At 62.2% G+C, this 12,829-nt stretch carries 13 protein-coding genes; 3 read left to right on the top strand and 10 right to left on the bottom strand.

Features of this window, described 5'->3' with window-relative positions; translation table 11 throughout:
- Window positions 1–103 precede the first annotated feature (103 nt).
- Entirely contained in the window at window positions 104–310 is a 207-nt protein-coding gene (locus CO664_RS04795; RefSeq protein WP_037387172.1) for a CsbD family protein, read from the bottom strand.
- 338 nt (window positions 311–648) lie between these two features.
- On the opposite strand from CO664_RS04795, the gene nuoH reads away from it, so the two are divergent.
- Genes nuoH through CO664_RS04780 form a run of 3 tightly spaced genes read left to right on the top strand, consistent with a single transcriptional unit; the run spans window position 649 to window position 2,720 of the window.
- Window positions 649–1,635, top strand: a complete 987-nt coding sequence (gene nuoH / locus CO664_RS04790) for an NADH-quinone oxidoreductase subunit NuoH (protein ID WP_037415175.1) — start codon at window positions 649–651, stop codon at window positions 1,633–1,635.
- Window positions 1,636–1,667: 32 nt separating this feature from the next.
- Complete coding sequence (locus CO664_RS04785) at window positions 1,668–2,234, top strand: NADH-quinone oxidoreductase subunit I (RefSeq protein WP_097525279.1); 567 nt, start codon at window positions 1,668–1,670, stop codon at window positions 2,232–2,234.
- Between the two features lie 45 nt (window positions 2,235–2,279).
- A complete protein-coding gene (locus CO664_RS04780) occupies window positions 2,280–2,720 on the top strand; it encodes a CBS domain-containing protein (protein WP_037415170.1) in 441 nt (146 codons plus the stop codon).
- Window positions 2,721–2,751: 31 nt separating this feature from the next.
- Here the strand turns inward: CO664_RS04780 and nuoG are convergent, their stop codons facing one another.
- The 9 genes from nuoG to CO664_RS04735 form a co-directional block, all read right to left on the bottom strand.
- Window positions 2,752–5,322 carry an NADH-quinone oxidoreductase subunit NuoG gene (gene nuoG, locus CO664_RS04775; protein ID WP_097525278.1) on the bottom strand — a complete coding sequence of 857 codons (2,571 nt, stop codon included), beginning with the start codon at window positions 5,320–5,322 and terminating at the stop codon, window positions 2,752–2,754.
- A gap of 19 nt (window positions 5,323–5,341) precedes the next feature.
- Entirely contained in the window at window positions 5,342–6,607 is a 1,266-nt protein-coding gene (gene nuoF / locus CO664_RS04770) for an NADH-quinone oxidoreductase subunit NuoF (protein WP_097525277.1), read from the bottom strand.
- A gap of 4 nt (window positions 6,608–6,611) precedes the next feature.
- Window positions 6,612–7,127, bottom strand: a complete 516-nt coding sequence (nuoE, locus tag CO664_RS04765) for an NADH-quinone oxidoreductase subunit NuoE (RefSeq protein WP_097525276.1) — start codon at window positions 7,125–7,127, stop codon at window positions 6,612–6,614.
- A gap of 16 nt (window positions 7,128–7,143) precedes the next feature.
- Window positions 7,144–8,358, bottom strand: coding sequence for an NADH dehydrogenase (quinone) subunit D (gene nuoD, locus CO664_RS04760; RefSeq protein WP_097538044.1), 1,215 nt, complete (start codon window positions 8,356–8,358; stop codon window positions 7,144–7,146).
- Window position 8,359: 1 nt separating this feature from the next.
- A complete protein-coding gene (locus tag CO664_RS04755; protein WP_097525274.1) occupies window positions 8,360–8,923 on the bottom strand; it encodes an NADH-quinone oxidoreductase subunit C in 564 nt (187 codons plus the stop codon).
- Complete coding sequence (gene nuoB / locus CO664_RS04750) at window positions 8,920–9,423, bottom strand: NADH-quinone oxidoreductase subunit NuoB (RefSeq protein ID WP_037415152.1); 504 nt, start codon at window positions 9,421–9,423, stop codon at window positions 8,920–8,922. The genes CO664_RS04755 and nuoB overlap by 4 nt, the downstream gene beginning before the upstream one ends.
- Complete coding sequence (locus CO664_RS04745) at window positions 9,411–9,776, bottom strand: NADH-quinone oxidoreductase subunit A (RefSeq protein ID WP_037415296.1); 366 nt, start codon at window positions 9,774–9,776, stop codon at window positions 9,411–9,413. Before CO664_RS04745 ends, nuoB begins: the two co-directional genes overlap by 13 nt.
- A gap of 145 nt (window positions 9,777–9,921) precedes the next feature.
- Window positions 9,922–11,355, bottom strand: coding sequence for an NADH-quinone oxidoreductase subunit N (locus CO664_RS04740; protein ID WP_097538043.1), 1,434 nt, complete (start codon window positions 11,353–11,355; stop codon window positions 9,922–9,924).
- A complete protein-coding gene (locus CO664_RS04735) occupies window positions 11,352–12,827 on the bottom strand; it encodes an NADH-quinone oxidoreductase subunit M (RefSeq protein ID WP_097525272.1) in 1,476 nt (491 codons plus the stop codon). The genes CO664_RS04740 and CO664_RS04735 overlap by 4 nt, the downstream gene beginning before the upstream one ends.
- Window positions 12,828–12,829: the final 2 nt, after the last annotated feature.

Raw genomic sequence — 12,829 nt, 5'->3', positions numbered from 1 at the left:
TTGCGTTTTGGATGCACTGCACGCCCTCACCGCAGTGCAGCACCGGAACGTGCCTCCTCCGACGCAAAGAAAACCCCGCACGAAGCGGGGCTAGTTTTGGGGGTCAGTTCCAGGTTTGTCGATTGTACCAATCATCGAGATCCCGATGCACACGGTCCTTTTCGATGCCGTACCGCTCCTGAATCTTGCCCTCCAGCTGATCCATGTTGCCGTTGATCTGGTCAAGATCATCGTCGGTCAATTTGCCCCACTGCTCCTTGATCTTGCCCTTCACCTGTTTCCAGTTACCTTCGACTCGATTCCAATCCATGCCGTTTTCCTCCTGGCTTGTGACAGTCCTGTCAGGAAAACTCATGACGGCGGCAATGGTTCATTTCCGCTTGGAGGAAGGCGGAACGAATCCGCATTTCCATGCATTTACCGGACAAGTACGGAGGTCCAAGTCGAAGTCGCCCATCCAGTCCCGGGCCTCCTCCGGGTGGGCAGCCGCCTCGGCCCCGGCGTCATGTCGTTGGGTCGACCTCCGCATTACTCCCATCGAAGAGCCAGTACACCCACCAGCTCAGAGACAGACGACGCGAGGCTAGTGTATAGTCAAGGGGAAAGTCCGGTCGCGTGTTTCAACTGTTGGATAAGTAGCTGCGGATCATGGAGCTTGTCGTTGCCCTTGGCTTGATCGTCTTCAAGGTCGCGCTGCTGATTGCGATCCTCTTGCTGTTGCCCCTGCCACTGACCTGGGTAGAGCGGAAGATTGCCGGGCACATCCAGCAGCGAATGGGGCCGATGCGCGTGGGCTGGCACGGACTGCTGCAGCCGGTGGCGGACGGCATCAAGCTCCTCACCAAGGAAGACCACATCCCCACCGAGGCCGACCGCTTCCTGTTCAAGCTGGCGCCGATCCTGGCGCTCGCCCCGCCCTTTGTCGTGTTCGTCGCGATCCCCTTCGGGGAGAGCGTTTCGGTGCTCGGCAACGAAATCACCCTCTACGTATCCAACATGAACGTGGCGCTGCTCTTCGTCTTCGCGGTGATCGGCCTTGAGGTCTATGGCGTCATCATCGGCGGCTGGGCGGCGAACAGCAAATACGCGGTCCTCGGCAGCCTCAGGACCTGCGCGCAGATGATCAGCTACGAAATCCCGATGGGCTTTGCGGTGATCGGCGTCGTCATGCTGGCGCAATCCATGAGCCTGCTTGAAATCGTGCGGGCCCAGGCCGATGTCTGGAACATCGTTTACCAGCCGATCGGCTTCTTCGTCTTCTTCGTCGCCGGGCTCGCTGAAGCTCAGCGTATCCCCTTCGACCTGGCGGAAGCGGAAGGCGATCTCGGGGCGGGCTTTCATACCGAATATAGCGGCATCCGTTTCGCCTTCTTCATGGTCAGCGAATACGTCATCATGCTTTTGGTGTCGGTCCTGACGGTGATCCTGTTCTTCGGCGGCTGGAACGGCGTGCTGATCCCGTTGCCGCCGCTCCTCTGGTTCGCGCTCAAGGTCGCTTTCTTCGTCTATCTGTTCATGTGGTTCCGCTTTACTTTCCCCCGCTACCGCTACGACCAGCTGATGGCGATCGGATGGAAAGTCTTGCTTCCTTTGTCGATGGCGAACATAATTATTACTGGGATTGCTTTCTCTTAGAGGGGCCCTGGCGGCTCCATAGCGGGGCGGCGATGTCGCGCGCACAGGACATGATCGGAACATGGATCGGCTGGACGTTCTTTGCCGACCTGGCGAAGGGTCTGGGGCTGACCTTCGGCTACATGTTCTCCAAGACCGTGACCATGCAGTATCCGGATAAGGAGAAATGGCTGCCCTATTCGCGTTATCGCGGCCACCATTTCCTGAAGCGTGACGAAGAGGGCGAGATCAAGTGCGTGGCCTGCGAGCTCTGCGCGCGGATCTGTCCCTGCTACTGCATCGAGGTCGTTCCTTACGAAGATGAGAAGGGCAACCGGCGCCCGATCAAGTTCGAGATCGACACTGCCCGCTGCCTGTTCTGCGGCCTGTGCGAGGACGCCTGCCCGGCGGATGCAATCGCGCTCGGCCAACAGTATGAATTCTCGAGTTTTTCCTCGCGCGATTTGGTGATCGGACGCGACGACCTGCTCGCCAAGCCCGGCAAGGCGGCGACCGGCGGCGGCGTGGTCGCCGCGCGCCTGAACACGGAAAAAGACGTGCTGGTCGAGACGAACGAGCCGCAGGGCTACAACTGGTGGCGAAATATCCGGAGACGGTGAAAGCGCGCTCGTTGCCAAACCGACGTGCTTGGAAAGGAGGCTCAGATGTTTGTCGGCGAAATCGTGAAAAACAAAGGCGTCGGAGTGATCGCGGTCACCCCTGATCAACCTATGGTGGAAGTCCTGCGGCTGTTTCGCGATAACAATATCGGCTTCGTGGTCGTCAGTCAGTCGCCGGGGGAGTTCCTCGGAACGCTCTCGGAACGAGATTGCTGCAATGCCATGGCCGAGTACGGCGGCGAGGCGACCATGATGCCTGTCGCCGACATCATGAACCGCAGCGTGGCGATCTGTTCGACTGAGGATCTGCTGCCCTTTGTAATGGCGATCATGACGCAGCGGCGCACCCGCCACGTGCTGGTCATGGAGGGAGACGACGTCGTCGGCGTGGTCAGCATCGGCGACGTGGTCAAGCACAGGCTCGACGAAGCGCAGCGCACCGAGCAGGATCTGTACGACTATATTAGCGGAACCCACTATCACTAAAGAGATCATTGACTGCGGGTGAGAAACGGGGTCAGGGCGAGCCGGCAATGCCTTGGCCGAGATCCCCAGCGCTCATCGCGGGTTCGGAATGGGGACCGATCTCGAATGGCGCAGGCGCCCTTTGAACCTCCACCGGACAAGGATACTCACCCCGCTGCATCAGACTGTTGAGGCGCAGGGCCCGGTAGTTCTCGGGAACAAAGACGAGGCCGCGCGGAAAGCGCCTGTTGACCTTGAGCTTCGCGGTCAATTCGCCCCGGGCGGATCGCACGACGACCTGATCGCCATCCGAAAGGCCGAGTCGCACGGCATCCTGCTCGCTCAACTCGACATAGGGGTCATCCGCGACCGTATTCAGGATCTCCGAGCGCTCGGAATGGTATCCATTGTGGAACAGGCAATCGCCAGTCATCAGCATCAGCCCGTCGTCGACCTTCGGTCTCGGCGGCGCCGCGAAGAACACGCCTGACGGTGGCGTCGGAATCGCACTTGTGAACGCGCCATCGGAACCAAGCCCGTCCTGCGTCAATCCGTGATAGGCTGGGACAAGCCGGGCAATCTCGTCGAAAATCTCGCCTTGCGACGATGGCTGCAGCGCATGATCACAGAGCTGCGCGACGAAGTCGAATATCTCCAGATTGCCCCGGGCGTCGAAGGCGGGTTCGCGGAACTTGCGCAGCTTCTGGATCCGGCCCTCGTTGTTGGTAAAAGTGCCCGCTTCCTCTCCATAACTTGCAGCGGGCAGCACCACATCGGCAACGCCGGCCGTATCCGTGAGAAACGCGTCCTGCACGATCAAAAAATCGGCGGCGCCAAGCGCCATCTGCGCGATCCTTCGATCGGGATAGGTCATCACGGGATCGCTTCCGACGATATAGAGCGCACCCATTCGCCCGATATCGCAGAGTTCCAGCATGGCGTCGAAACTCGCGCTCGGTGCAGACGGAATCTCGGCGCCCCAGGCCCGCCCGAGAGCTGCACGCGCAACATCGTCGTCGATGGCCGAAAGTCCCGGCAGACTCTCCGGCAGAACCCCCATGTCCCAGGCGCCCAGCTGATTGGCCCTGTCGAAGAGAAACTGCATCGCCACGTCCTTACCGAGCAGGCGGAGAGCCTGCAGCAGGTTGTTGACTTGCTGCAGCGTCGCGCGCGCTTCGGATGATCTGAGGAGGCCGACGCTGACAAGCACGCTGACGCTGCGGACTTCCTTGAGAGCGGCAACAAAACGGTCCGGCCCTTCACCGACCGTCGTGGCGCCGATGTCCGCAAAGGCCTCGCTCGGCAGGAGTCCTGCCACCACTGCCGCAAGGCTCGCCGCTTCTCCGCCCGGCGGCACGCGAAGCACCGCCCGGGCATCGGCGTCGAGACGGGAGGGCCGCGCCGAGAGCATGAGCAATCCGGCCTGCCGCCGCCTCGCCGCATCGCGCAGCAGGTATTCGGTAACCGGGTTTTCCTCCGTTACGTTGCCGCCGATCACCAGCACACAGTCCTTGCCGATCACTTCGTGCAGGGAGGCACGCGTGTAGAAGCTTGCCAGCAGCGGGCCGAGCGCATCGAAGGGGGCGGACCAGCGCGCCGAGCAGTCGATGTTGTTGGTCCGGAATACCGTCCGCATCAGCTTCTGGAACTGGTAGAGCACCTCATTGGGCAGGCGCGCAGAGGCGAGCCCGCCCGCTGCCTTGTTCTCGACGGCCGACAGGCGTAGGCGCAGGTAGTCACCGGCCTCACTCCATGAAACCGGCACCAGGGCGCCATCACGACGGATCATCGGTCGCCTGATCCGGTCTCGGCTCTCGACGAAGTCAAGGCCGAAACGTCCCCGCACGCAGAGCGTTTCGCGGTTCACCCCGTGCTCTTCCTTCGAGCGGACCCGCATAAACTCGCCCTTTCTCGCGCCAACGGTGAGCTGGCAGCCCGTACCGCAATGCGGGCAGACCGTATCGGTCTCGGCCAGGTCCCACGGGCGCGCCTTGTAGCGGTAGGGGAAGCTCATCAGCGCGCCGACCGGACAGACTTCGACGCAATTGCCGCACTGGTCGCAACTCGCGAGGCTGCCCTCAAAGCCGGTGACGGCAGTATCCATGCCTTTTTCGACGGTGCCCAGGGCGACCGCGCCAACCACTTCCTCGCAGATCCGCACGCAGCGCTGGCACTGGATGCAGCGGTTGACGTTCATGATGATCACCGGGCTGAGGCGAATGTCCCGGGAGTGAAAGACGCGCTTGGGATCGCGGAACTCGCTTCTGCGGGGCCCGTAGTCCATCACCATGTCCTGCAGTTCACACTCGCCGCCCTTGTCGCAGATCGGACAGTCGAGGGGATGGTTGGCGAGCAGCATGTCGAGCATTGAGGACCGCGTTTCCTCGATCAGCGGCGTGTTCGTCCGCACGACCATGCCATCAGTGACCGCCGTCGCGCAGGAGGGCTGCAGCCGCCGCAGTCCCTCGATCTCCACCAGACACATGCGGCATGACGCGAGCGGCGGCAGTCGCTTCAGATAGCAGAATGTCGGGATTTCGGTGCCCAGACGCTGGGCGGCCTGCAGTATTGTGGAACCGGGCTCCACATCCAGCATTTGCCCATCGATCGTGATCCTAACCATATTCCCTCCCGGCCCGCCTTCAGTGAAACGGGCACCGCCGCTCTTCGATATGGGCGACGAACTCATCGCGGAAATGCGCGAGTGCCGCCCGCAGGCCCATCGCCGCGCCGTCGCCCAAGGCACAAAAGGTGTTGCCGAATATGCCCTTGCAGAGCTTGTCCAACTGCTCGAGATCGCCGGGGGCGCCCTCCCCCGCCTCGATCCGGCGCAGCACCTTGACGACCCAATTCAATCCTTCGCGGCATGGCGTGCACTTGCCGCAGGATTCGTGATGGAAGAATTCGATGATGCGGGTGGCGACCTTGACCATGCAGGTCGAGTCGTCGATCACGATCACCCCAGCCGAACCGAGCATCGAGCCGGCGGCCGCCAGCGAGTCGAAATCCATGCCGACATCCAGACCTTCCCGAGGGATAACCGGGGCCGAGACCCCGCCCGGGATCACCGCCTTGATCCGGCGCCCCGGCAGCGGTCCGCCTGCGTGGTCCTCGACCAGTTCGCGCAACGGTATGCCCATCGGCAGCTCGTAGAGCCCGGGTTTCTTCACATGACCGCTGATACAGTAGAGCTTCGGACCGGGGCTCTTGTCCGGGCCGATACTCCGGAACCAGTGAGGCCCCCGCATCACGATATGCGGCACGCAGGCGAGCGTTTCGACGTTGTTGATCACCGTAGGGCTGGCGTAGAGCCCGGCAACTGCCGGAAAGGGCGGCTTCAATCTCGGTTGCGCCCGCCTGCCCTCGAGCGATTCGAGCATCGCGGTTTCCTCGCCGCAGATATAGGCGCCGGCGCCGCAGTGAATGTGGATCGTGAAATTGAAATCCGATCCGAGGACTCCCTCTCCGAGATAGCCCTTTTCCCGCGCCTCGGCGATCGCCTGTTCCAGGCGACGAATGGCCTTCACATATTCGCCGCGGACGTAGACATAGGCGGTTTCCGCCCCGATCGCATAGGCGCTGACCGCCAGCCCCTCGACGAGTTGATGCGGGTCGCGTTCCATGATGATCCGGTCCTTGAAGGTTCCCGGCTCGCCCTCGTCGGCATTGCAGCAGAGATATTTCGGCTTGTCGGCCCGCTTCGGCACGAACCCCCACTTCATCCCCGTCGGGAATCCGGCGCCGCCGCGACCGCGCAGATTGGACTGTTTGACGAGCTCGATGACCTCGTCGGGCGTGTGCTCACGCAGCACCTTGGCTAGAGCCTGGTAGCCGCCGCCGGCCTCGTAGGTAGCGAGCAGATGGCCATCCGGCGCATCGATATTCTTGAGGAGAACCGGTTCGAACATGACTCTATTCTCCCGGCGGTGCCGCGGCGGCGGTATCGGCGCCGCCTATCACTTGCCCCGCCTCGGCCCGCAGCCTGGCGAGAAGCTTATCGATCCGGCCGATATCGAGGTCGCCGTAATAGTCGTCGCCGACCTGCATTACCGGAGCCATCTCGCAGGCACCGAGGCACTCGACGGTCGAAAGCGTGAACACGCGGTCCGGAGAGGTCTCGCCCGTCTTGATCGCCAGCACCGCTTCCAGATGCTTCAAAAGCGCCTCGGATCCGCAGAGCATGCAGGAGACATTGTCGCAGAGCTGCAGGTGGAAGGCTCCGATGGGCTCCGTATGGAAGAGCGTGTAAAAGGTCGCCAACTCGTAGACCCAGATCCGCTCGACGCCGAGTATGTCGGCGATTTCCTCCAGTATCGGACCAGGCAGATGGCCATGTTCCTGCTGCGCGATGAGCAGTGCGGGCATGATTGCCGAGCGCTGGTCGGGATACCGCGCCGCCGCTTCCTCGATCTTTTCGCGCATGCTCATCGGGTTCAAACTCCTGCTACTTGTCCACCTCCGCCATCACGGGGTCGAGGCTGCCGAGCACGGCGATCATGTCCGCCAGATAGCGGGCGTTGCTGACCCCGAAGAGCGCCTGGAGGTTGACGAAGGACGGTGCCCGCACCTTCATGCGGAACGGCTTTTCCGACCCGTCGCTGACGATGTAGAAGCCGAGCTCGCCCTTTGGCGCCTCGATCGCCGAATAGACCTCGCCCTTCGGCACCTTGAAGCCGTAGGCCGACAGGTCGAAATGCTGGATCAGCGCCTCCATCGAACAGTGCACGCGATCCTTGTCCATGGGAAAGGCGATCGTCGGCATGTCGACCTGGAACGGCCCGTCCGGCATCTGGTCGAGACATTGCTCGATGATCCGCACGCTCTCCCGCATTTCCTCGACCCGGCACTGCCAGCGCGCATAGCAGTCGCCCTCGTCGCGGGTAATGACGTTGAAATCGAGCCGGTCGTAGATCTCGTAAGGTTCGTCGCGGCGAATGTCCCAGTCGACGCCGGACGCGCGCAAGTTGGGACCGCTCAAGCCGAGGTCGATGCCGTCCTCGGGCAATATTATACCGACGCCTTGGGTCCGCTTCAGGAACACCCGATTGTCCTCGATCAGCCGTTCGTAGTCGCGGATCCGGTGCGGGAAGATGTCGCAGAACTCCCGGACCTTGGGGAGGAAGCCGTCCGGCAGGTCCTCGCGCACGCCGCCCACCCGGCAAAAGGAAGTGTGCATGCGCGCGCCGGTGACCATTTCCAGGAGGTCCATGATCATTTCGCGCTCGCGCATGGCGTAAAGCAGCGCGGTCATGGCACCGAGATCCATCGGCAGCGCGCCGGTGATCAGCAGATGGCCGGAGATCCGCGCCAGCTCGGCCATCAGCACGCGGATATATTGCGCGCGGATCGGCGCTTCGATGCCCAGCAGCTTCTCGACTGCCAGCGCGAAGGCGAGGTTGTTCGAGGGCGGACAGACATAGTCGAGCCGGTCGGTGAGCGGAAAGATCTGCGTGTAGGTGAAGCTCTCGGCGAGTTTCTCGGTGCCGCGGTGCAGATAGCCGATATGCGGATCGACGCGGGCGACATATTCGCCGTCGAGCTCGAGCACGAGCCGCAGCACCCCGTGAGTGCTCGGATGCTGCGGGCCGAGATTGAGAAGCACCTCCTTGGTGTCGAGCGCTTCGCCCTCAGGCCTCATGAGCTCAGTGACTTCGGTCATCTCACGTTCCCGGTGTCGTACGGCCCCCCGATGGAATGTCCCTGGTGGCAAGGTCCGGCTGGTTTGGCGCCGGCCCTTCGGCGCCGAACGGGTTCAGTTCGTCCCTGTAGCCTCGAAGTGGAAAGTCCTTGCGCTGTGGGAAGCCCTCGAAGCCTTCCCACATATAGATGCGGCGCAAGTCGGGATGTCCCTCGAACGTGATCCCGTACATGTCCCAGGCCTCGCGCTCATGCCAGTTGGCCGTGCGCCAGACGCCCGTCACCGAGGGCACCCGCGGCGGATCGCCGAGGCGGCATTTGATCCGGACGCGCCATTTGTTCGGCAGCGAATAGAGGTGATAGACGGCCTCGTAGCGCGGCTGCTCGGGATAGTGGTCGACACCGCAGACGTCTGACAGGAAATCGAAGCGCAGTTCCGGGTGCTCCTTCAGCAACCGGCAAAGCTCGACGATCCTGTCTGGCGGAGCAGCAAAAGCGTGAACCCCAAGCGAGAAGCCAAGGTCCTCGATGGCCTCTCCGAAACGTTCCGCGATAAGGGTGCTGATAACGGACGTCGTTACGCTCATGATGCGGCGATCCGGTCCAATGGCGTCCCGGCGAGCGCCCTGGTCTTCTTGATCTTCTCCTGAAGCAGCAGGAAACCGTGCATCAGCGCCTCAGGCCGTGGCGGACAGCCCGGCACGTGAACGTCCACCGGCACGAAAGTTTCCGCCCCCTGCACCACCGCATAGGTGTTGTAGACCCCGCCGGAAATGGCGCAGGTGCCCATGGCGATTACCCAGCGGGGCTCCGGCATCTGGTCATAGAGCCGGCGCACCACGGGCGCAAACTTCCGCGTCACGGTACCAGCGATGATCATCACGTCGGACTGCCGGGGCGACGGCCGGAACACCACCCCGAACCGGTCGAGATCATAGCGGGCGCAGCCTGCCGAGATCATCTCGATGGCGCAGCAGGCGATACCGAAAGTCTCGGGCCACAGCGCCGACCGGCGGCTCCAGCTGATGACGCTGTCGGCCGTGGTGAAGAGCACGCTGTCGCGGAATGCGTTGTTCAAGCCTCCCATTCGAGCGCCCCCTTCAACCAGGCGTAGGCGAAGCCCACGAGAAGCAGAACGATGAAGACGAACATCTCGACAAAGCCAATCAGGCCGATCTCCTTCAGCACGACGGCCCAGGGAAACAGGAACATCGTCTCGACGTCAAAGACGACCAGCAGGATCGCGAGAATATAGAACTGCACCCGGAAGCGGCCCCCGGCGGCCTCGCCGGCCGGGTCCATGCCGCACTCATAGGGCATGTTCTTTTCGGGATAGGGATTGGAGGGACGCAGCAGCGATGAGACAAACAAAGTCGCCCCGACCACCAGAACAACTCCGGCGATCATCACAAGAACCGGCAGGAATTCGATCGCAGTCATCTCGCATGCCCCGTTCATCGAGGGCTTTCGTCAGGGCCGACCCCATGCCGGGTCAAAAAAGCGCTCGCCCTGGAAGCGAATTTGAGCAATTCTTTCTTGAACTTGCAGTCTATTCCGTCGAACGGACCATTGCAAATCCAATCCATCAGCCGCCAAAAGCCGAGTGTTGGGCAAGCCTCAGGAACCACTCCGGAAAAAGGCCGATGCCGATGGTGCCGGCGGCGGTGCAGGCGAGCGTGGCGCGGACAAAGGGCGTCAGTGCCGGTTCGAAGGCCCGCTCCGGCTCGCGCATGTAGATCACCATGACGATGCGGATGTAAAAATAGGCGGCGACGGCACTCAACAGCACCGCGACCACCGCCAGGAAGACGAAACCGCGCTCGACGAGCGCGGTGAGCACGTAGAACTTGGCGAAAAACCCGGCAGTCGGCGGGATGCCAGCAAGCGAAAACAGATAGATGAGCATGAGAAGCGCCAGCCCCGGGTGCGCCTTGGCGAAGCCGGCATAGTCTTCGATGACCTCGCCGGAAAAATCACCGCTCCGCATCATGATAACGGCGCCAAAAATGCCGAGATTCATGAAGGCGTAGATCAGCAGATAGAGCATCACGCTGGCGACCCCGTCCACCCCGCCGGCCACCACGCCGAACGTGGCGAACCCCGCATGGGCGATACTCGAATAGGCGAGCAGCCGCTTGAAATTGTCCTGCACCAGCGCCACAAAGCTGCCGAGCGCCGCCGTCACCACCGCAATGACCGCGACTATGATCCAGACGTCCGAGGCTGCGACCAGCGGATTGAGGAACACCCGAAGGATCACCGCGAACCCCGCCGCCTTCGGCCCCACCGACATGAAGGCGGTGACCGTCGTCGGCGCGCCTTCATAGACGTCCGGCACCCACATATGGAACGGCACCGCGCCGACCTTGAAGACCAGCCCCGCGACGATGAAAACCACCGCCAGCAGCAAGCCCGGATCGAGCGGATCGCCGCTCACCGCAGCGGCCATGGCATCCAGCTGCGTCGTCCCAGTGAGCCCATAGACAAGCGAAACGCCATAAAGGAAAATGCCGGTCGAAACGGCGCCGAGGATCACATATTTCAGCGCCGCCTCGTTCGACCGCCGCTCATGCCGGAGGAAGCCGGTCAGCACATAGGTGCAGAGCACCATCAGTTCGAGGCCCACATAAATCGACAGGAGATCGGTCGCCGAGGCCATGATCATCATGCCCGACAGCGCGAAGAGCAGCATGACATAGTATTCGCTGCTGCCGATCCCTTCGATATCGGCATATTTCCGCGAAAGCAGGCACGTCAGGACCGTGGCCAGATAGAAGACAAACTTGAAGAAGACCGCGAAGCGATCGGCAACGAACATGCCCGAATAGGCCGGCCGCACCTCGCCCGCCAGCAGAAACGTCGCGAGAGCGGCGATCAGTACGACCGCGACGGAGGCCCAGAAGAGCAGCTGTTCCCGCCGTACCAACTGCCCCAGGATCAACAGGATGCAAGCGCCGGTGATCACGATGATTTCCGGCAGGCTTGCCAGCATCCATTGGAAAAGCACGGCGGCGGTCATTGTCCGATCTCCTGGCCGTGCACCTCGGTCAGCAGATGCTTCACCGAGGCGTCGATGACGTTGAGGAAGGGTTTCGGATAAAGCCCGACCCAGAGCACGAAAACCGCCAGCGGCAGTATCGCCGCGATCTCGCGGCCGTTCACGTCGCGGATCTGATACCGGGCACCGACGCTCGCCGGACCGAGTGCGACCTTGCGATACATTCCAAGCAGATAGGCGGCGCTCAGCAATGCCCCCAGAACGGCGGCTGTGCCGACGGCCATGTTGGCGGCAAAGCCGCCCGACAGCACCAGCAGCTCGCCGACGAACGAATTGGTGCCCGGCAGCGCCATCGACGAGAGGGTGAACAGCGCAAGAAATCCGGTATAGACTGGCGCAACCTTCATCAGCCCGCCATAATTGGCGATGCTGCGCGTATGGGTCCGTTCGTAGATCACGCCGACGAACAGGAACAGCGCGCCCGTCGTCACGCCATGATTGAACATCTGCAGGATGCCGCCTTCGAGCCCGCGCAGATTGAGGGCGAAAATCCCCATCGTTACAAAGCCCATGTGGCTGATGCTGGAATAGGCGACCAGCTTCTTCAGATCGTCCTGCGCGAGCGCAAGCAGACCGCCATAGACGATGGCGAGCGCCGAAAGGGCCAGCATCAGCGTCGAATAATAGACCGATGCCTCCGGCAGCATCGGCAGCGAGAAGCGCAGGAAGCCGTAGGCGCCCATCTTCAGAAGTACGCCGGCGAGAATGATGCTGCCCGCCGTCGGCGCCTGAACATGCGCGTCCGGCAGCCAGGTGTGGACCGGAACCATCGGTACTTTTACCGCGAAGGCGATCAGGAAGGCGAAGAACAGCCAGGCCTGGACATCGAACGGCAGATCCTGCGCGCTCAAAGCAAGAATATCGAAGGTCCGGCCGCCGTGGAAATAAAGCACGATGACGCCAATCAGGAACAGCAGGCTGCCGGCCAGCGTGTAGAGGAAGAACTTGAACGCCGCATAGACCCGGCCGTCGCCCCCCCAGACGCCGATGATCAGATACATCGGGATCAGCATCGCCTCCCAGCAGACGTAGAACAGGAACAGGTCGAGCGCCGAGAACACTCCCAGCATCAGCGTCTGCATCGAAAGCAGGGCGACCATGAACTCCTTGACCTTGCGGTCGATCGCCACCCACGAGGCGAGGACGCAGATCCAGCCGAGTAGCGCCGTCAGGAACACGAAGAGAGCGCTGATGCCGTCGACGCCGAGCGCATAGGTGATCCCGATTGCCGGCACCCAGGGGTGCCTCTCGGTGAACTGCATCTCGTGGGTCGTGGTGTCGAAAGCGGCCAGCATCGCCACCGCGAGCGCGAGGTCGGCCACCGTGAAACCGAGCGCCGTCCAGCGCACCGCGTCGTCGTTGCGCAGGCACATCAACACCGCTGCCCCGGCAGCGGGCAGGAAGACGATAAGGCTGAGCAGCGGGAATGTCATCG

The organism is Sinorhizobium sp. NG07B, from assembly GCF_002532005.1.
Lineage (GTDB): Bacteria > Pseudomonadota > Alphaproteobacteria > Rhizobiales > Rhizobiaceae > Sinorhizobium > Sinorhizobium fredii_C.
Note: the sequence above shows the minus strand (reverse complement) of the source record. Positions and strands in the feature narration are given on the sequence as shown.